Source organism: Paenisporosarcina sp. TG-14, assembly GCF_000297555.1.
Classification (GTDB): Bacteria; Bacillota; Bacilli; order Bacillales_A; family Planococcaceae; genus Paenisporosarcina; species Paenisporosarcina antarctica.
Genome location: NZ_AMGD01000084.1, coordinates 1 through 19,372, shown reverse-complemented (window position 1 = coordinate 19,372; position 19,372 = coordinate 1). Strand labels below are relative to the sequence as shown.

The following is a 19,372-nucleotide window of genomic DNA, read 5'->3' as shown; positions in this document are numbered from 1 at the left end:
GATACCAACAGGTGTCGGCGTAAGAAAACGTTTTGCTTCCAGCACCGAAGTGCTTTCCGCTATTTTAGTTGACGTTTTGCTGTTCAGTTTTCAAGGTTCATTTTGTGCATCGCATCTTAGCGACTCTTACTATATTACATTATGACTCACATAAAGTCAACACTTAATTTTTCGTGTTCAACATTTTTGTGCGTCGCACCTTAGCGACATTCATTATATTACACTATGTTTCTTGCAAAGTCAATGCCTCAATTCAAACCGGTTATAAAAACATTGAGATAGTAATTACACTAGCAATTCCAGGAACACCTAAGAAAGCAATCAGTAACCCTGAGACAATATTAATTGGAATAAAAAACCCGAATTGACTAGCGATTAGATTAATTCCAAATAAAATAACAAAAGCAAAAGCAATTCTAAACCACAGAATAGAGAACACTTCTACTACTCGTCCTTTAGATGCTTTATTTAAAAACAAAAATAGAAGTAATGTTATACCAATCAAATAAAGAATCAGTTTCATGTAGCTTCTCCCACCTCACATATAAGTTATCTCTAACTATATGAAGCGATTGGTATAACATATACCTCATTTTAAGAGGATTTTTCGTATTCTTGCTTCTTTATATAGAAAGAAGTGTTTACTTTCAGCAATTTTACGTTGAACAATAATCGACAAATCGTAGTCATCTACCTGTTGTTCAATCATTTGAGCTTGTTGCCATTCTACTTTCGTTTCTTTCATTAGTGAAAGAAGCTTTGCATCAAATTCTTTTTTAAGCTTTACTTTTTTAAAAAACACTTGTAGCTAGGCCTCCTCTTTATAACTCACGTCGGCCTTCTAACGCTTTTGACAAAGTCACTTCATCTGCATATTCTAAATCTCCACCCACTGGAAGCCCATGTGCAATTCGCGTAGTGCGAATTCCGGATGGTTTAACTAACCTCGAAATATACATCGCTGTTGCTTCTCCCTCAATCGTAGGGTTTGTTGCTAAGATCAACTCTTGTACACGCTCATTCTGTAATCTCTTTAATAGAGGAGATACATTAATATCTTCAGGTCCAATTCCATCCATTGGCGATATCGCACCGTGTAGAACATGATAAAGCCCGTGATAATCTCGCATTTTTTCTAGGGCAATGACATCTTTTGGAGTTTGAACAACACAAATTATGGTGTCATCACGTTGTTTGTCTTGGCAAATATGACATGGATCTACGTCAGTGATATGACCACATATTGAACAGTAACTTAAATTCCGCTTAGCTTCTACTAACGCTTTCGCGAAATCAAGCACTGTATCTTCCTTCATACTTAAAACAAAAAACGCCAGACGGGCCGCTGTCTTTGGCCCGATACCCGGCAATTTCATAAAGCTATCAATTAGTTTTGATATTGGTTCAGGATAGTGCATGTGGTTTCCTCCTAGAACATGCCAGGGAGGTTCAATCCTTTCGTGAATTGTCCCATCGTGGAGTTCGCTGTTTCTTCTGCTTTTTTCATTGCCTCGTTTGTAGCGATAACAATTAAATCTTGTAACATTTCAATATCTTCAGGGTCTACAACAGTTGCATCTAAAGCTACATTAACCACTTCTTTGCTTCCAGATACAGTTACTTTAACCATACCTCCTCCTGCTGAACCTTCAAAATGTTGAGTACCCAATTCTTCTTGAGCCTCAGCCATTTGCTTTTGCATTTTTTGCATTTGTTTCATCATACCTTGCATATTACCCATTCCACGCATATTATTCTTCCTCCCTAATCATCATGTATTTCTATAAATTCTTTTCCAAATAACTTTTCTGCTTCTACAACCAAAGGATCTTCAGTTTCCGCTTGAACTTCTTGCAAAAAACTCAACACTTCATCTGTTTCTTCTTGTCCTGACTCACTCGTTTTTGACACTGAATTTGAATCTGTAGTCTCTAATCCTTTGTGACGAACAAACTCTTCGCGGATTTTAATCCATGCTTCTTCTGGTACGAACAGAATTTCATACTGCTTCCCTGTTAAATTCATTAACAGTTGCGAAAAAGCACTGGAGAACGTCTGATTATCAGCTGCCATTTGGCAATGAATATCATATTTAAATTTTAACACAAATGAACTCGCAGATGCTGCAACTGGTTCCGCTTCATTCAAAAGGGCGGCGTGTGATTTTTGCAATTGAGTAATAATCGTTGACCAGTGTGATTTAATTAGTTGAATATCTTGCTTTGTTGCTGTTTTCAATACTTCTTGAATACGACCAGATGGCGCTTTAAAACCTGTTTGCGTTCTTAATCTCTGGCGTTTTTGAGATTCATTCGCTTGTGGGGTTTGCGTCCCATTTGACGTAAGTCCTTGTTTAACTTGTTGCTCAAGTGCAACAACCGTTCGTTCAAGTTGAGCGATTTTCTCTTCAAACGGGCTTAAATCAATAGCTAGTTGAGAGTTATCTTCTTTTACTTGTGACATTTTCAAAAGAGCTGTCTCTAAATAAACTTTTGCATGGTTAGAGTAACGCATTTCTTGTTGAGTAGCAGATAATATTTCAATGTATCGATATAGTTTTTCAACCGGGAACTGACTTGCAAGTTGTTTAAATTTCTCTTCATTAGATGCAAGTTCTAATAATTCGTCTAGGGATGGAGCTGTGTTCATCAACAGTAAGTCACGGAAGAATGTGATTAAATCCTCAGTTAAGCGAACTGCATCTTTACCTTCTTTCATTAATCCCTCTAAAAGTGTTAATACTTTAGCAACATCTTTTGTTAATAATGATTCTGCCAGTTGATAGAATATATCTTGACCAATTGACCCTGTCACGAGAAGTGCGTCTTCAACTGTCATTTCGTCACCACTAAATGACACAACTTGATCGAGCATGCTCAGTGCATCACGCATTCCGCCTGCAGCTGCTTGTGCAATGACTTTTAAGGCTTGATCATTTGACGGGATTCCTGAATCAGTCAATATTACATTCATTCGGTCTACAATATCCGTTGCAGTAATTCTCTTAAAGTCAAAACGTTGGCATCTAGAAATGATCGTCAAGGGTAATTTATGTGGTTCTGTTGTCGCTAAAATAAACACAACATGAGCTGGTGGTTCTTCTAACGTTTTCAATAATGCATTAAAAGCACTATTGGACAACATATGCACTTCATCGATGATATACACCTTAAAGCGTGAATTTGCAGGAGCAAAACGAACTTTTTCAATGATATCTCGAATTTCTTCAACTCTTGAGTTAGACGCAGCATCAAATTCGATTACATCTGTATTTGATCCATTCGTGATGCTCTTACAAGTATCACACTCGTTACATGGTTCAAAAACAGGTGCGCGTTCACAGTTTAATGCTTTTGCGAAAATTTTTGCTGCACTTGTTTTCCCTGTCCCTCGTGGTCCATTGAATAAATACGCATGCGTCGTTTTATTATAAAGGAGAGCATTTTGAAGGGTTTGTTTCACATGTGCTTGACCGGACATTTCAGCAAATGATTGCGGTCGGTAGACACGATAAAAAGCTTGATACGCCAACTGATTTCTCCCCTTATAATGTGATTTTAAACAGTCCTTTTATTATATCATAAGGTGGTCACTCTAGCTTCCATCAAGCCAAAGAATTCGAACACAAAAAAGGTGTTCGCTCGCATGGTTAGCGAGCAAACACCTAAATGGAACTATGTATACCGTGCACCTTCCTTCGACTGGCATACATAGGCGGAACCTTTGTCGTTAGCTCTGTTTAGGCACCCTTGCGGCACATGGGAAAGTCCACTTAATGCTGCTTCCTTCCGGACCTGACATGTTTCATAGATACCCATTGCGCAAGACCCAGACGTCAACACTACGTGCAAAAGTCAGACCCTACATATAAACAGCCTCAGAGAAGGAGTTCAGTCTCGCTAGAGCGGATTGCGAGTTACAAGATACCGCTAACTCCCCACCTAGCACGGCATTTTCCATTATACTAAGTTATTCCTCAAAAATCAACTGGTATTTAAATTAGTATAATAGATTTCTCGGAAAATCATCAGATTGTGAAGGATAGCAATGATAACAGAGAGATTTACTTAGCACGAACTTACGACAATGTTTTACTATAGGAAGTTTATCTTACTATTACTAGCTATTAACGCGGAATTACTTTCAAGTTCCTGAAATTATTATTGCTTACCTTCCCTATCTAACTTAAAAGAAAAAATTTCAATTATTGTTGCTTTAATATTGTTCCCATGGTACAATATTTTTTGTTGTCATGGAGGTATACCCAAGTTCGGCTGAAGGGATCGGTCTTGAAAACCGACAGGGGAGTTAAATCCCGCGGGGGTTCGAATCCCTCTACCTCCTCCATTTTTTAAAACAAAAAACGCGCATATATATGGAGATTGTTATTCGTTACTAACGTAACGAATTTTCTTCTAACACAAATAATTGGAATATTATGAAGGTGACTCATTTGAGTTACCTTTTTTTGTTACCCTAAAAAGCTATGCGGCTTATGAGAATCAGGAATTAAGATTTATTCAAAAAACACGGATATCTTTCCATCCATAGGCGACTTCCTCTACTGATAATTCCTGTAGTAATTTAGTATCTACGTAAACTCCCCCCATTGTTTCATAGACTTAAAAAGTAAGGTGTTATCTAGACAATTAGAATTTAAAAAGCCCCCAACTTTTCGCTGAGGGCTTGTCTACATTATTTACGTAACAATGAAGTTTGTTGGATACAATGACCAATACGTTCTACGATCGTTTCTACTGTATCTGGGCTTTTCATCAAATCGTAATCATTAATATTTAAACGCAGAACTGGACACGCATTAAATGAGTTAATCCAATTTTCGTAACGCTCGTGCATTTCGTGCCAATATTCTACCGGTGTTGATTGCTCCATTGGACGCCCGCGTTCTTGAATGCGGCTTAATATATCCTCAATTGAACCATCTAAATAAATGAGTAAATTTGGATGAGGGAAATACGGAGTCATGACCATCGCATCAAACAAACTCGTATACGTATCATAATCAGTCATATTCATCGTACCTTTTTCCACATGCATTTTAGCAAATATTCCTGTATCTTCATAAATCGAACGGTCTTGAATAAAACCGCCACCATATTCAAAAATTCGTTTTTGTTCTTTAAAGCGTTCCGCTAAGAAGTAAATCTGTAAATGAAAGCTCCACTTTTCAAAGTCTTCATAAAAACTTTCTAAATATGGGTTCGCATCGACATTTTCGAAAGATGTGCGGAATTGTAGGGCATCTGCAAGTGCTTTTGTCATAGTAGATTTCCCGACACCTACTGTACCAGCTATTGTTATAACAGCATTTTGTGGTATGCCGTATTTCTCACGTAAGTTCATGCATCGAGACTCCTCTTTTTTAATGTATCTTGCACTTGATCTAATATCAACTTCAAATCAGATTCATTTTGAACAAAATCGATTTCATCTCCGTTAAAACGAAGAACCGGAATTTCCGGATGTGTGTCTTCAAAATGTTGAATGAACGCATGATAATCGGCTGATAATTTCTCCATATAATCCGCACTGATCATTTTTTCGAATTCACGACCTCGCTGTGCAATCCGTTTCATTAATGTATCTAAACTAGCGTGCAAGTAAATGACCATATTTGGTCTTGGCATATCTTGCGTCAAAATACGGTAAATAGACTCGTATTTAACATATTCTTCAGCAGGAAGCGTGCGTTTTGCGAAAATTAAGTTCTTAAATATATGATAATCAGCTACAACAGGTTCACGCTCTGCAATATACTTCTTTTGAATATCGCTTAATTGTTTGTATCGATTACAAAGGAAAAACATTTCCGTTTGAAAGCTCCACTCTTCAATATTTTCATAAAATTTATTTAAAAATGGATTTTCATCTACAATTTCTTTTAATAGTTGAAATTTATTTGCATCAGCAATAGCCTTTGATAGTGACGTCTTACCAACACCAATCGGGCCTTCAACTGTGATAAATGGAATCGGCATCAGTAGTCCTCCTACTCGTTTTCAATCATTCAGCGCCCCCTATTCTATCATAGCTACAAAACGAAAAAAAGAGCTAAACCTCTTTCCTAAGAAGGAAAAGGGTTTTAGCTCTATATTTTATTAACTTTAAACGTCTCATTTAGAAGGGCCCAATTTTGTGGGAATTTAAAGCCCATATGCCAATAGCTAATTCCTCTTAATTTTAATTCCTTGATTAAATCAAATTTTGCTTGCATGGAACGGGCATCCTCAAACCACACCACATGCTCTATCCCATCTCGCCAGTAATTGTAATAAGGAGCTTGCGCAGTATTATCATACAGTATTGCAGCGTTACGCTCGCGTGCTAGTTCAATTGCACGTTGAGAACTGATCGCTTGCGCTTGAGGATTTCCAGGTTTAAACGGTAATGTCCAATCATATCCGTACAAATTTTGACCCATCAATATTTTGGACGCAGGCATTTCTGTTAATGCATATTCCAATACTTGTCTGACTGGTCCTATAGGCGACACAGCCATTGGCGGACCGCCACTATACCCCCATTCGTATGTCATGATCACGACAAAGTCGACTACTTCAGCAATTTGTTTGTAGTCATGTCCTTCATACCATTTTCCCGCTTGGGTAGCAGACGTTTTAGGCGCAAGAGCAGCAGATAATGTTAATCCACTCGCAGCTGCTTTAACACTTTTTAAAAAATCAACATATGCTTGTCGGTCTTCACTTCGTAAATATTCAAAGTCAAAATGAATATCTTTGGCATTCTTAGCTTTTGCTTCAGCTAAGATATTCGCAATTAACTTATCTTGCACTGCTTGACTGGCAAAAATTTCTTGTGCTAGCGTATCACTAAATGCACCGTCTTCAATGTTTGAAACGACAATTGCCGAGGTGATATTCTCATCAATCGCAATCTGCTCTAGACCTCCCCAGTTTAAAGGGACCAAAGATCCGTCACGCTTTACATCATATGAAAATGGCATCATATAGGTTAGTAACGGTCCTCGTTTCTTCACTTCATCTAACAACGTTTGGGATGGAGCTTCTGTGTAAAACTCAACATAACCGTTTGAATCAATCGTTGGTCGATTGGGATTAGGTATACCCGGAATTATTATTGTTTGACCAACAACTAAAACGTCTGGGTTGTCTAGTTCATTAACCTGAGTTAGTATGGCCATCGTTGTATTGTACTCTGTAGCGATTGAAAATAGGCTATCCCCTGGCTCCACTACATAAATCATTTGAAACCTCCTTATTCCACATCTCATTTATGCTATGCGTATTACAATCAAAACATGCTACACTTAAATCAAGGAGCGATGCGTGATGGATGTATTTAAAAAAGATCGGACTTACATGTTAGAAGCATTAGTCGAAGCACAAAAAGCAGCAACTTTAGGTGAAGTACCGATTGGCGCTGTCATCGTCTACCAAGATGTAATCATTGCACGTGCACATAATTTGCGTGAAACGACACAAAATGCAACGACTCATGCAGAGCTACTGGCGATACAACAAGCGTGTGCAAAGGTCGGAAGTTGGCGTTTAGAAGACATGACCCTTTATGTCACACTTGAACCTTGTCCTATGTGTGCAGGGGCAATTTTGCAATCCCGTATACCACGTGTAGTTTATGGTGCACGTGACGTCAAAGCCGGTTGCGTAGATTCACTCTATCGATTGCTCAATGACCCTCGATTTAATCATGAATGTGCAGTAACTGAAGGGATTCATAGTGAAGAGTGTAGCGCTATTCTCACTAATTTTTTCCGTCGTTTACGTGAACAAAAAAAGAACCAGAAACGAACCCTTGAATAGGTTCATTTCTGGTTTTTTATTAGTTAGAAATGACTTTTTTACCGCCCATGTATGGACGTAAAACTTCAGGAATAGTGACAGAACCGTCTTCTTGTTGGTAATTTTCCAAAATGGCTGCAACTGTTCGACCAAGTGCTAGGCCACTTCCATTTAATGTATGGACAAATTCAGGTTTAGCATTCGCTTCACGGCGGAAGCGAATGTTAGCACGACGCGCTTGGAAATCCTCGAAGTTGCTGCAAGAAGAAATCTCACGATAAACACCTTGAGCTGGGATCCATACTTCAATATCATATTTTTTTGCTGCAGTAAATCCTAAATCAGCTGTACACATTTTTAACACACGGTATGGTAATCCTAATAGTTGTAGAACTTTTTCCGCATGTCCTGTTAATTTCTCCAATTCATTATAAGAGTCATCTGGGTTTACAAAACGAACAAGTTCCACTTTGTTAAACTGATGTTGACGAATTAAGCCTCGTGTATCACGACCTGCAGAACCCGCTTCAGAACGGAAACATGCACTGTATGCAGCAAATCCTTGTGGCAATGTGTCTTTATTTAAAATTTCATCACGGTAAAAGTTTGTGACCGTTACTTCTGATGTTGGAATTAAGAAGTAATCTTCTTTTTCAATTAAAAATGCATCTTCTTCGAACTTCGGCAATTGCCCAGTACCTGTTAGGCTTGCGCGGTTTGCTAAATATGGTGGCAACATTTCTTCGTAGCCATGCTCATCTGTATGAAGGTCAATCATAAAGTTCATCAAGGCACGCTCTAAACGAGCACCTAACCCACGGTAAAACACGAATCGGCTACCTGTAGTTTTTGCAGCACGTTCAAAATCGATAATATTTAAATCTGTTCCAAGATCCCAGTGTGGTTTAGGTTCAAAATCAAATTCACGGATTTCTCCCCATGTACGGTCTTCCACGTTGTCATCTTCAGAATCCCCAATAGGAACGCTATCATGTGGAATATTTGGCAAACGCATCATCATGTCATCAAACTTCTCTTCAACTTCACGAAGTTCATTATCTAGGACTTTGATTTCATCGCCCACTTGGCGCATACGCAGGATAACATCATCCGCATTTTCTTTATTGCGCTTCATACCTGCTATTTTCTCAGAAGCTCCATTACGTTCAGCTTTTAATACTTCAGCTTTACCTATAAGCTCACGACGTTTTGAATCAAACTCAGCAAATTGATCAAAGTTCCCTAAATCTTCTCCTCGTTTTTCGAGTTTCTCTTTGATTTCTTCGTAATTGGCTCTAACACGTTTTACATCTAACATGTGGTTTCCTCCTCTAATTTGATGATGGACCAGACAGAAAAGTGGAGCTGGACAACAAAAAAAGCCCTCAATCCCCTTGGAAAGGGACGAGAGCTACCCGCGTTGCCACCCTGATTGATTTGTCCATGCGAACAAATCCACTTGTCTCATAACGGCTTTTCAACCGGCTGCAACTTACTAATCTTCAGTTGCGCAACTCCAGAACGGATTCACAAGTGTTTTTACCAGCTTGCACCAACCGCTGGCTCTCTAGAAAAAACAGAGCTTGTTACTACTTCCCATCATCGTTTCATATGTGAAATTAACAATACTTTACTACACGGTGTGAAATTTGGCAAGCCACCATTCATATTTAAAAAGATCAGCACGCACCTTTAATGGTGCATGCTGATTTCTTCCCTTACTGATATTCTATATTTTTTACTTTTTGTAGGAATTAATTAACACCAACAGCTGAAAATGCTGCTTTTACGCTTGAAACTTCACTGCTGCTAGCACCGTAAAGGTCGGTTGCTGCTTGAACAGAAGCCACACGGTACTGACTGAAATTCGAGTTAGGTGTTAAGTATTGCGTTAAAGTACGGAAGAAGATTTTACCCATTTTATCATTTCCAATACCTGCAACACTTACGCCGTAATGAGTCCCACCGTTGGATAATAGGAATGCAGCTTTATTACTGATCCCAGAGTTAATATGAACGCCGCCGTAATCGCCTGTACCCGTGTAGCGGACAGAATAATGATCAGGATCTCCTTGTAATGTTGGGTCTTCCATTGAACGCAATGCATCCCCCGAAATGCTAGGTGTATAGATATCTTCCCCAATTAACCAATCTGGATTGTTATTAAAATGATATTCTGTTAATGTTCCAAAAATATCAGACATTGATTCGTTGATTGCACCAGATTCATTTTGATAGACTAAATCAGCAGTCGTATCCGTAACCGCATGTGTCAACTCGTGCGCAATAACATCAAGTGCTCCTGATAATGGGATGAATGTAGATCCGTCTCCGTCACCATAAACCATTTGAGAACCACTCCAAAACGCGTTGTTATAACTACGGCCGTAATGTACTGTTGAAACTAATTTTGCTCCATTTCCATCGTAACTATTACGGTTATGAACGTTATTAAAGTAATCAAATGTTTGTGCTGCGTATGCATGTGCATCAACAGCTGGACCATCATAAGCTGCATTTAACGCATTATCAGCATCCAACCATAGAGTTCCAGGTGTTCTTGTGCGGTTTCCTGCGTCGTAAGTAAATATTCCATCTCCACGAGTACGGTCTAAAAGGTATGATCCGTTAGTATTTGTTAATGTGTTGAATGATTTTGTATCACCTAACACACCTTTTCCTGTCCCTACTGTATCTGTTCCAGAGAGTCCTGTTGTTGGTTTTGCTTCATGAATTTGATTATATGACTCTAGCACAATACCTGTTTGTGCATCGACAAAATATTGATAATTACCTGGTTCAGGATATAAGAATTCGAACTCCATTGCAAAAGAAAATTTAGCTTGTCCATCTTTTACATAAATCACGAATTCAGGAGTTGCTGAATGTTCAAGTTCTGGAATTTGACCCAATTTAGTTTCTAAATCTTTAGCAGCTGTAGCAAGTGCTTCTTCACTCTTCACTTTCGCCCCACTTTTTAATGCTTGTTTTTTATCGAGGTCAGGAGCGATTTCTCCTGAAACAGCTGTTAATACACCGTCTGGATTAACATGAGCTGAAACGATAGATCCGAAAACTGGTACACCTTTATAGATTTGTTGTAATTTCAGATTGGTAAAGCCAAGTTCATCTTTTGTTTCACTTAATACTCGGAAACTAGAAAATGGCTCTTTACTAAATTTATAAAGTTCTTTTTTTTGCGATAGATAATTAAATACAATGTCTTTTGCTGATTTTTCCGATGGAGTTGTTAGTTTACCAGATATAAAATCTGGGGCTTTACTCTTTTGATTGACATGTACTTTTTCAGAAATAGCATTTCCTGGTTCTGCGTAAACTGGTGCAACGGCTAAAGATAAAGCAATTGTTGCAGCTAAACTCAGACTCACTAATTTTTTCTGCTTCACTCAACTTCACTCCATTCATTATTTTCTGAATATTACAAACTTAATAACTTAATTAAGATTGTACCTTTTAAAATAATAGGAATAAATAGGTAACTATAACTGTTTTTATTTGTATAATAGTGGGTTTATTTTCCTGTGTTTTTAAAAATAATGCTTTATAAAAATTAGTCTTTAGCATTACTTAATCACTTCTTTTCGTATCATAAGATACAGCTACCAATTAGTTTTCCATCTTTTTAGTATACATAATGATAATTTTCTCTAGTTTCTAGAATTAGAGTAAGGTATTGATAGTGACTATTGAGAAAGAAAACAAAAAAAGCCTGCACAATGGCAGGCTTGAAATTACGCTTTATGTTTAATATAGTTTTCGACAAGATGAACAAAGTAAGCCGTTACTCGGTGATCATCTGTTAACTCCGGATGAAACGAACACCCAAGGAATTGGCCTTGTTGTGCCATCACGATTCGACCGTTATGTTCACACAGCACATCTATTTTTGGTCCAACCTCCGTGATATGAGGAGCCCGTATAAAAACGGCTGGAAAATCATCTGCTATTCCCTTAATCGAAAGAGGAGCTTCAAAACTATCAACTTGACGACCAAATGAGTTTCGTTCAACGGTCACATTCATCACGCCAATATGAGGTTGATCATACCCAACAAGCGAATCAGCAAGCAAGATAAGTCCTGCACAAGTTCCAAACATAGGATTTCCCGCTTTTGCAAATGCTCGTAAAGGTTCCATCATGCCATATAAATCTAAAAGTCGACGCATTGTCGTACTTTCACCGCCAGGTAAAATAAGGCCATCAATCTCGGCCAAATCCTCCGTACGTTTCACTACTACTGCTTGGGCTCCACTCGCTTCAATTGAATTGATGTGTTCCCGAACAGCTCCTTGTAAGGCTAAGACGCCAATTTTCACCATCTTATAAAACTCGATCCTGCATGCGATCTTTCGCTTCTAAACGAGAGATTTCTATACCCTTCATTGGAACTCCAAGATCTTTTGAAATTTCAACAAGTAATTTGTAATCTTGGTAGTGAGTTGTCGCTTCAACAATCGCACGCGCAAATCTTTCTGGATTGTCTGATTTAAAGATACCAGATCCAACGAATACACCGTCTGCTCCAAGTTCCATCATTAATGCTGCATCTGCTGGAGTTGCTACTCCACCTGCAGCAAAGTTTACAACTGGAAGTCTTCCTAAGTGTTTAATTTCAAGTAACACATGGTAAGGTGCACCTAGAATTTTCGCTTCTGTCATTAATTCATCTTCATTCATATGAATAATTTTACGAACTTGAGCATGTAATTTACGTAAGTGACGCACGGCTTCTACGATGTTACCTGTTCCGGGTTCACCTTTCGTACGAAGCATGGAAGCACCCTCACCAATTCTACGAGCTGCTTCACCTAAATCTTTATTCCCACATACAAAAGGAACCGTGAAGTTACTTTTAATCAAGTGGAACTCTTCATCTGCCGGAGTTAACACTTCAGATTCATCAATATAGTCAACACCCATTGCTTCTAACATTCGAGCTTCAGAAATATGACCAATACGTGCTTTAGCCATAACTGGAATCGTTACTGCCTTCATAACTTCTTCCGTAATACGTGGGTCTGCCATACGTGCTACTCCACCAGCTGCACGAATATCAGATGGTACACGTTCTAAAGCCATTACTGCTACTGCTCCTGCTGCTTCAGCAATACGAGCTTGTTCTGCATTGATAACGTCCATAATGACGCCACCTTTTTGCATTTCTGCCATTCCACGTTTCACACGATCTGTACCTGTTAAATATTCATTCATTGTATGTAGCCTCCATTTCATCTATGATTATTAGTATAATGAATTATGACCATATTGAAAGTGTCAGTTTCGCACTTTTTAAAAAGGTCAGTTAGGGGTTTTTAATGGGTATGTGGTTGTTAATTCAAATCGATAAATCGTCTTCAACGCCTCTTTATGAACAACTTTATCGCGATATTAAGGGACGGATTATTCGTGGTGACTTAGCAGTTGGAACTAAGTTACCATCTAAACGGAAGCTAGCTGAATTTCTAGCCATTAGTCAAACAACGATTGAACTAGCTTACGGTCAGCTAGTTTCCGAAGGCTTTATTACAGCAGTTGCTAGAAGTGGTTACTTTGTTGAACAAGTAGAAGAACTTGCTTATGTGGAAGAGATACGAGAAGAACTAGTACAAACTGAATCCGTAAAACGCAACTACAGCATTGATTTTAACTCTGGTCGAATTGATACTGCCGCCTTCCCATTTAACCAATGGCGAAAGTACGCAAAAGATGTACTTGATGAAACGTCACGAGATTTATTGTTGCTTGGTCACCCTCAAGGAGACGTAGAGTTAAGACAAGAAATTGCAAGTTATATATACTCGTCACGCGGTGTTCGTTGTACTCCACAACAAGTGGTAATCGGTTCAGGGACCGAGCAGTTAATGCCTCTACTTATACGCCTTCTAGATAAAGACGCAATTTACGCTATTGAAAACCCTGGCTACCCCATTACACATTATATATTTGATAATTATGACCGTGAAACCTTAGCTGTCTCTGTTGATTCAGATGGGATGAAAGTAGCAGAACTAGAAAATCAAGATGCAACCGTTGCCTATGTTACTCCTTCTCACCAGTTCCCTACAGGTGCGATTTTATCTGCTTCTAGACGTGCTCAACTACTGAACTGGGCATCCAGCAAAGAAGGACGATACATTATTGAAGATGACTATGACAGTGAGTTTCGCTATGTTGGTAAACCGATTCCTTCTCTCCAAGGAATGGATAAACATGAGCGTGTCATATATATTAGTACATTTTCTAAATCATTAATGCCTTCCTTGCGTATCGCTTACTTTGTGTTACCCATGCACTTATTACAAGCGTACAGGCACACATTCCCTTACTACTCTTCAACAGTACCGAGGCTCGATCAACATGTACTTGCACAGTTTATGCAAGATGGTCACTTTTCTAAACATTTAAATCGTATGCGAAAATTATATCGAAAAAAACTTGATAAGTTAACGCGTGCTTTTGAAGCCTATGAACCAACTGTTCTTATATCAGGGGAGCAAGCAGGAATGCACATAGTGTTAACGATAGATATTAGATCAACTGACCGTGAATTAGTAAAACTTGCAAAACTTGCAGACATCCGAGTATATGCTTTATCTGAATACCACCAAACGACTGAAAACATCTCCTGTAAACCTCAAGTGTTAATTGGATTTGGTGGTTTTCTAGAAGAGGAGATTGAACCCGCTGTGGAAGCCCTAATGAATGCCTGGAACATCCGAAAAGCGTAAAGTTCCCTCTAGCTCCACACATTTGTGGGAAGGTAGAAACCTCGAGAAATTCGCATTTCCTTCCACCTTCATAAAGGTATAGCCATGCGCTAGCAGCTGCTCCAATTTTAAGGGTGTAGCTCGAAAAAATTATACTTTTTTTATATCAAAAAACCGTGATTTCTTCAATTGAAGAAATCACGGTTTTATTAGTTAATTAAATAAGCCACCGACAAAGTCCGTTGTACCATTCCAAAGTTTCCCAAAGAAATCTCCAACTGCTCGTAAACCTAAGGAAAACCAGTTTGCACGTTCGACAGTTTCAGTTGTTACGACATCTGTTGATTTTACTTCGCCTGTGATATACCCATAGTCTGTTCCTTCAGACTTTACAAGTTCCACATGACCAATTACTTCATCCTTCTTAATCACTGCTTCTATAGAACCTTCTTTGACTTTCTTCTCATCAAGCACCAATTTTGGTGTATACAACTCTTTTTCTTTTGGTTTAATTACCATTTCAATCGGTTCTTTTACAGCAATACCGACTTGACTTTCTTTCCCTTTACTTACAGAAACACTTTTTTGATTTTTAAATTCATATCCTGCAGGTGCAATTTCTACTTTTGAAAATTGCGCAAAACCATAGTTAAATAACGCACTAGTTGCATCAAATCTTGCTTTATAAGAGCCTTTACCATTAGAGTCAACCGCTTTTGTTACAACCGTAATGACACGCAATCCATCTTTCTCAGCAGTTCCAGTGAAACTGTGGCCTGCGAAATCTGTAGTCCCCGTTTTTAAACCATCTACTTTAGCACCCTTATATGCATAAACAAGTTCAGGGAGCATAAAGTTCCAGTTGTCCATTTTAATAGCATCAGGTGTGCCTTCACGAAAAACTTTCGATGGAATACTTGTCGTTTTCAATACTTCTGGGTAATCCTTCAACAAGTGGAATGCTAATTTTGCTACTGACTTAGCCGGCATGGTATTTTCATCATTTGCATCTGTACCTTGAGGATGCATGCCTTGTAGATCAGAGTTATTCAAACCAGTTGAATTGACGAATTTATAGTCTACTAACCCTAATTCTTGTGCTTTTTTATTCATCATATTTACAAATTCAGTTTCTGTACCTGCAATCGTTTCAGCAATTGCCATTGTTGCAGCATTTGCCGAGTAAATCGCCATTGCTTCATACAATTCCTCTATGGAATACGAACCATCTCGACGAAGTGGTACGTTACTTAAACGACGATCTTGTGAGATTTTATATGTAGATTCTGTCATCGAGTATTGTTGATCCCATTTAACTGTTCCATCTTCAATCGCTTCAAATAACAAGTATTCTGTCATCATTTTTGTCATACTTGCTATTCCTACAGCTGTATCTGCATTTTGTTCATATAAAATCTTCCCTGTGTCCGCGTCTATTAATATCGCACTATCAACTAATAACTTTAGACTCTCTTCAGCATCTGTGGAAACCGGTTGTGTTACAACCATGCTTACCATCAAAATTGGAAGGAGTAACCAGCGTACTAACGCCTTGTTCCATACACTTTTCACTTCTAGAACCTCCGCCATTCTCTTTTTAATTTACCCTTGTTTATTTTATCATAAAAAAATGATATTCGGGACTCTCTAAAAAAAAAGCACCCATTCTGCCTAAGTAAAAGGCAACGAATAGGTGCAATAGTTTCGGTTTTTGTTAAATAGAGTAGTTTGGAGATTCTTTTGTAATTTGAACATCATGCGGATGACTCTCACGAAGGCCTGCACCCGTCATACGAATGAATTGTGAATTTTCACGAAGATCATGTAAATCTTTCGTTCCACAATAACCCATACCTGCACGGACACCACCCAAAAGTTGGTGAATTGTATCTGAAAGCGGTCCTTTGTAAGGAAGACGGCCTTCAATACCTTCAGGTACTAATTTTTTAGCATCATCTTGGAAGTAACGATCTTTCGAACCTTTTTCCATCGCACTGATTGATCCCATACCACGGTACACTTTAAAACGACGACCTTGGAAGATTTCGGTGTCTCCAGGACTTTCTGAAGTACCTGCTAGCAAACTTCCAAGCATGACAACATGTCCACCTGCCGCTAAAGCTTTTACAATATCGCCAGAGTACTTAATCCCGCCATCTGCGATAATCGTTTTACCATGTTTACGCGCTTCAGTTGCACAATCAAAAACAGCTGTAATCTGTGGAACTCCAACACCAGCTATTATTCGTGTTGTACAAATTGATCCTGGACCAATACCTACTTTCACTACATCAGCTCCTGCCTCAAATAATGCAGATGTCGCTTCAGCAGTGGCAACGTTTCCGGCGATGATGTCCAACTCTGGATAAGCATTGCGAATAGCTCCTACTGTATCAATTACTCCTTGTGAATGACCATGAGCTGTGTCAATAACAACTACGTCAACTTGCGCTTTTACAAGGCGCTCGACACGTTTCATAGTATCAGAAGTGACACCAACTGCAGCACCCACTAACAAACGACCATGGTGATCTTTCGCAGCGTTAGGGAACTCAATCACTTTTTCAATATCTTTAATGGTAATTAAGCCTTTTAACACACCGGATTCATCAACTATCGGAAGTTTTTCGATTTTATATTGTTGTAAAATCTTTTCAGCATCTTCAAGTGTTGTCCCAACTGAAGCCGTAACTAATTTTTCTTTCGTCATGACATCATCAATTAATAATGAATAATCTTGAATAAAACGAAGGTCGCGGTTTGTAATAATCCCAACCAACTTTAACTCTTCATTATTATTAACGATTGGTACCCCTGAAATACGATATTTCCCCATTAAATGTTCTGCATCATATACTTGATGGGTAGGAGTCAGGTAAAATGGATCTGTAATTACACCATTTTCAGAGCGCTTAACAGTAACAACTTGCTCTGCTTGTTCTTCAATGCTCATATTTTTATGAATCACACCAAGACCGCCTTGACGAGCCATTGAAATCGCCATTGCAGCTTCTGTTACGGTATCCATTCCCGCACTAATTACCGGAATATTTAACTGAATTTTTGAAGTCAACTGAACAGATAAACTCACATCTTTTGGCAATACTTCTGACTTTGCTGGTACTAGTAATACATCATCGAAAGTTAAGCCTTGCTTAACAAATTTAGATTCCCACATAATCTCTTATCCCCCTATGTCCTCTTGAATATTATTGATAAGGTTATCAGCGCCTTCAGGGACTGTCAAGGAACATGCAATAAGTAAGACTATTCGAATTTTTCTTTAAATATAGTGCAATAAATCATCTTCAATTTTTTTAGGAGAAGACTTCGGTGCATATCGTTTTACCACATGCCCATCAGGATCAACTAAAAACTTCGTAAAGTTCCATTTAATACCCTCTGTTAGAAGACCTTTCTTTTCCGAAACTAAAAATTGAAACAAAGGATGTGCATTATCCCCTTTTACATCTATCTTTTGAAACATTGGAAAAGACACGCCGTAATTCAATTGACAAAATTCCATTGTTTCACTTAAATCATCAAATTCTTGATTACTAAACTGACCACATGGGAATCCTAAAATCTCAAGACCTTGATCCTTATATTCTTCATACAATTCTTGTAACTCTTTAAACTGTGAAGTAAATCCACATTTACTAGCAGTATTCACTATAATTATTGATTTTCCTTTATATGAACTTAAAGAAACTTCTTCACCATTCGCTTTTACAGCATTGAAATCATATATATTTGTCATTAAGAATACACCCTTTCAAATTACAATCTATGTTATTAACATAGCGAGTTTTATCTAATTGTTCAAGTAATAGGATTTTTGAATATGCTAAAAAACTATTGGATAATGATTATTAGAGTGTTTTTATAATGCAGCGGTTAAATTATCTCTCTTATTAAATAGTGGAGTGAGTGACTTTTTAAGGATTTTCCTTACATACAGATGGTTAAAAAACAAAACACACAGAAAATAAGGCATGGGGAGCTTAGCGGAATACTCTATTAAAGGTCTTATTCCAATTATAGTTAGGCTCTGGCTTTAGCTGACGGTTAATGAGAAAATCATAGAGAGAATAAGTTAACTTCAATCAAATTTGGTTTTATCGTTAAAATCATTGGTTTATAGTTAACTTCGTAAAGTACATCCTTATAAATTAAAATTTATTCTTCACCCATAGTATAGTGACAGACATTAGCATATGCGAAATGGCTTCAAGTTAGTTTTACAGCTAGATTTAGAAAGCATATGATTGTTTTGTTTTCGCTACGCTTCTGTTAGAAAGAAAAGAAGAGTCTTTTCGATTATAAAATGTTTGTCGGTAAATTAAGGTGTTTATTGGTTCAAACTGGGGCTTTATCAGTCAAACTAGAGATGATCAAACTGAATATTTTACCAATCAAACACTTCTCATAGCCTAGTCAACTTTGTGATCCTTTTTTGCACAACTTCTATTAATACTTGAATAAAACCACAAAAAACCCGATACCTTTTTTTACAGGTACCGGTTTTTCTGTTTTTTAGTTTGAAAAAGATTTAATCGGCTTGGATAGGAGTTTATTTGGCTAGAACGAGGTTTTATTCCGTTTCGCCCAATTTTATCCATATAGTACCTTCTCGAGTGGCCAATCGAAGAGGAATAATTGGCATGAGTTTCGCTACGCTGCTTATTAGGGAACGAAAATATCAGAAAGTGTTGGTTCATAGGCAAGGTGACTTGTTAGTTGAGACAACTGTTAAATACATCTGATGAATTTTATTTTCGTCACAACGTAAGCTATAGGCTCTCTCTTTCTATATTTTCCTGAACTCTTTGTTTAACCCAT

At 38.0% G+C, this 19,372-nt stretch carries 17 protein-coding genes, 1 tRNA gene, 1 other RNA gene and 1 other annotated feature; of the genes, 3 read left to right on the top strand and 16 right to left on the bottom strand.

The features are described 5' to 3' along the window. Positions 1 to 262 precede the first annotated feature (262 nt). The 6 genes from C406_RS0117775 to ffs form a co-directional block, all read right to left on the bottom strand. The gene (locus C406_RS0117775; RefSeq protein WP_017382009.1) at positions 263 to 523 is read right to left on the bottom strand and encodes a pro-sigmaK processing inhibitor BofA family protein; all 261 of its coding nucleotides are present in this window, start codon (positions 521 to 523) and stop codon (positions 263 to 265) included. Between the two features lie 66 nt (positions 524 to 589). Next, the gene (locus C406_RS0117770; protein WP_017382008.1) at positions 590 to 802 is read right to left on the bottom strand and encodes a YaaL family protein; all 213 of its coding nucleotides are present in this window, start codon (positions 800 to 802) and stop codon (positions 590 to 592) included. A gap of 19 nt (positions 803 to 821) precedes the next feature. Beyond that, positions 822 to 1,418 (bottom strand): recombination mediator RecR, encoded by a 597-nt coding sequence (gene recR / locus C406_RS0117765; RefSeq protein ID WP_017382007.1) that lies wholly within the window; start codon positions 1,416 to 1,418, stop codon positions 822 to 824. Between the two features lie 11 nt (positions 1,419 to 1,429). Further along, positions 1,430 to 1,750: a YbaB/EbfC family nucleoid-associated protein gene (locus C406_RS0117760; protein WP_017382006.1), complete on the bottom strand. Its 321-nt coding sequence runs from the start codon at positions 1,748 to 1,750 to the stop codon at positions 1,430 to 1,432. Positions 1,751 to 1,764: 14 nt separating this feature from the next. Beyond that, on the bottom strand, positions 1,765 to 3,531 hold the full coding sequence (gene dnaX, locus C406_RS0117755; protein ID WP_017382005.1) for a DNA polymerase III subunit gamma/tau: 1,767 nt from the start codon (positions 3,529 to 3,531) through the stop codon (positions 1,765 to 1,767). Positions 3,532 to 3,683: 152 nt separating this feature from the next. Continuing rightward, an RNA gene (gene ffs / locus C406_RS20360) (signal recognition particle sRNA large type) lies at positions 3,684 to 3,950 on the bottom strand. A gap of 304 nt (positions 3,951 to 4,254) precedes the next feature. Between ffs and C406_RS0117750 the strand changes: the two genes are divergently transcribed. Continuing rightward, a tRNA-Ser gene (locus C406_RS0117750) sits at positions 4,255 to 4,347 on the top strand. A gap of 348 nt (positions 4,348 to 4,695) precedes the next feature. Here C406_RS0117750 and C406_RS0117745 read toward each other — a convergent pair. The 3 genes from C406_RS0117745 to C406_RS0117735 form a co-directional block, all read right to left on the bottom strand. Further along, positions 4,696 to 5,364 carry a deoxynucleoside kinase gene (locus C406_RS0117745; protein ID WP_017382004.1) on the bottom strand — a complete coding sequence of 223 codons (669 nt, stop codon included), beginning with the start codon at positions 5,362 to 5,364 and terminating at the stop codon, positions 4,696 to 4,698. Further along, positions 5,361 to 5,999 (bottom strand): deoxynucleoside kinase, encoded by a 639-nt coding sequence (locus tag C406_RS0117740; protein ID WP_017382003.1) that lies wholly within the window; start codon positions 5,997 to 5,999, stop codon positions 5,361 to 5,363. The genes C406_RS0117745 and C406_RS0117740 overlap by 4 nt, the downstream gene beginning before the upstream one ends. A gap of 110 nt (positions 6,000 to 6,109) precedes the next feature. Continuing rightward, positions 6,110 to 7,246 carry a glycosyl hydrolase family 18 protein gene (locus C406_RS0117735; protein WP_017382002.1) on the bottom strand — a complete coding sequence of 379 codons (1,137 nt, stop codon included), beginning with the start codon at positions 7,244 to 7,246 and terminating at the stop codon, positions 6,110 to 6,112. An 85-nt stretch (positions 7,247 to 7,331) separates the two neighbouring features. Here C406_RS0117735 and tadA point away from each other — a divergent pair, with 85 nt between their 5' ends. Beyond that, complete coding sequence (gene tadA, locus C406_RS0117730; RefSeq protein ID WP_017382001.1) at positions 7,332 to 7,823, top strand: tRNA adenosine(34) deaminase TadA; 492 nt, start codon at positions 7,332 to 7,334, stop codon at positions 7,821 to 7,823. 19 nt (positions 7,824 to 7,842) lie between these two features. On the opposite strand, the gene serS is transcribed toward tadA, so the two are convergent. The 4 genes from serS to pdxS all read right to left on the bottom strand — a co-directional run bounded on the left by serS (position 7,843) and on the right by pdxS (position 13,034). Continuing rightward, entirely contained in the window at positions 7,843 to 9,120 is a 1,278-nt protein-coding gene (serS, locus tag C406_RS0117725) for a serine--tRNA ligase (RefSeq protein WP_017382000.1), read from the bottom strand. Between the two features lie 79 nt (positions 9,121 to 9,199). Further along, positions 9,200 to 9,414 (bottom strand) — a binding site (T-box leader). Between the two features lie 142 nt (positions 9,415 to 9,556). Continuing rightward, positions 9,557 to 11,209, bottom strand: a complete 1,653-nt coding sequence (locus C406_RS0117720; protein ID WP_017381999.1) for a M4 family metallopeptidase — start codon at positions 11,207 to 11,209, stop codon at positions 9,557 to 9,559. Between the two features lie 345 nt (positions 11,210 to 11,554). Beyond that, complete coding sequence (gene pdxT / locus C406_RS0117715) at positions 11,555 to 12,142, bottom strand: pyridoxal 5'-phosphate synthase glutaminase subunit PdxT (RefSeq protein ID WP_017381998.1); 588 nt, start codon at positions 12,140 to 12,142, stop codon at positions 11,555 to 11,557. A gap of 1 nt (position 12,143) precedes the next feature. Beyond that, on the bottom strand, positions 12,144 to 13,034 hold the full coding sequence (pdxS, locus tag C406_RS0117710) for a pyridoxal 5'-phosphate synthase lyase subunit PdxS (protein ID WP_017381997.1): 891 nt from the start codon (positions 13,032 to 13,034) through the stop codon (positions 12,144 to 12,146). Between the two features lie 104 nt (positions 13,035 to 13,138). Between pdxS and pdxR the strand changes: the two genes are divergently transcribed. Continuing rightward, complete coding sequence (gene pdxR / locus C406_RS0117705) at positions 13,139 to 14,551, top strand: MocR-like pyridoxine biosynthesis transcription factor PdxR (protein ID WP_017381996.1); 1,413 nt, start codon at positions 13,139 to 13,141, stop codon at positions 14,549 to 14,551. 192 nt (positions 14,552 to 14,743) lie between these two features. Here pdxR and C406_RS0117700 read toward each other — a convergent pair whose 3' ends face one another. The 3 genes from C406_RS0117700 to C406_RS0117690 form a co-directional block, all read right to left on the bottom strand. Next, the gene (locus tag C406_RS0117700; protein ID WP_017381995.1) at positions 14,744 to 16,102 is read right to left on the bottom strand and encodes a D-alanyl-D-alanine carboxypeptidase family protein; all 1,359 of its coding nucleotides are present in this window, start codon (positions 16,100 to 16,102) and stop codon (positions 14,744 to 14,746) included. A 142-nt stretch (positions 16,103 to 16,244) separates the two neighbouring features. Further along, the gene (gene guaB, locus C406_RS0117695) at positions 16,245 to 17,708 is read right to left on the bottom strand and encodes an IMP dehydrogenase (RefSeq protein ID WP_017381994.1); all 1,464 of its coding nucleotides are present in this window, start codon (positions 17,706 to 17,708) and stop codon (positions 16,245 to 16,247) included. A gap of 105 nt (positions 17,709 to 17,813) precedes the next feature. Beyond that, complete coding sequence (locus C406_RS0117690; protein ID WP_017381993.1) at positions 17,814 to 18,290, bottom strand: glutathione peroxidase; 477 nt, start codon at positions 18,288 to 18,290, stop codon at positions 17,814 to 17,816. Between the last annotated feature and the right edge of the window lie 1,082 nt (positions 18,291 to 19,372).

Coding starts and splice junctions, on each gene's coding strand:
- C406_RS0117760 (WP_017382006.1), bottom strand. CDS start 1,750: ATGCGTGGAATGGGTAATATGCAAGGTATGATGAAACAAATGCAAAAA.
- pdxT (WP_017381998.1), bottom strand. CDS start 12,142: ATGGTGAAAATTGGCGTCTTAGCCTTACAAGGAGCTGTTCGGGAACAC.
- C406_RS0117775 (WP_017382009.1), bottom strand. CDS start 523: ATGAAACTGATTCTTTATTTGATTGGTATAACATTACTTCTATTTTTG.
- C406_RS0117740 (WP_017382003.1), bottom strand. CDS start 5,999: ATGCCGATTCCATTTATCACAGTTGAAGGCCCGATTGGTGTTGGTAAG.
- C406_RS0117690 (WP_017381993.1), bottom strand. CDS start 18,290: ATGACAAATATATATGATTTCAATGCTGTAAAAGCGAATGGTGAAGAA.
- pdxS (WP_017381997.1), bottom strand. CDS start 13,034: ATGAATGAATATTTAACAGGTACAGATCGTGTGAAACGTGGAATGGCA.
- serS (WP_017382000.1), bottom strand. CDS start 9,120: ATGTTAGATGTAAAACGTGTTAGAGCCAATTACGAAGAAATCAAAGAG.
- pdxR (WP_017381996.1), top strand. CDS start 13,139: ATGGGTATGTGGTTGTTAATTCAAATCGATAAATCGTCTTCAACGCCT.
- recR (WP_017382007.1), bottom strand. CDS start 1,418: ATGCACTATCCTGAACCAATATCAAAACTAATTGATAGCTTTATGAAA.
- guaB (WP_017381994.1), bottom strand. CDS start 17,708: ATGTGGGAATCTAAATTTGTTAAGCAAGGCTTAACTTTCGATGATGTA.
- C406_RS0117735 (WP_017382002.1), bottom strand. CDS start 7,246: ATGATTTATGTAGTGGAGCCAGGGGATAGCCTATTTTCAATCGCTACA.
- tadA (WP_017382001.1), top strand. CDS start 7,332: ATGGATGTATTTAAAAAAGATCGGACTTACATGTTAGAAGCATTAGTC.
- C406_RS0117745 (WP_017382004.1), bottom strand. CDS start 5,364: ATGAACTTACGTGAGAAATACGGCATACCACAAAATGCTGTTATAACA.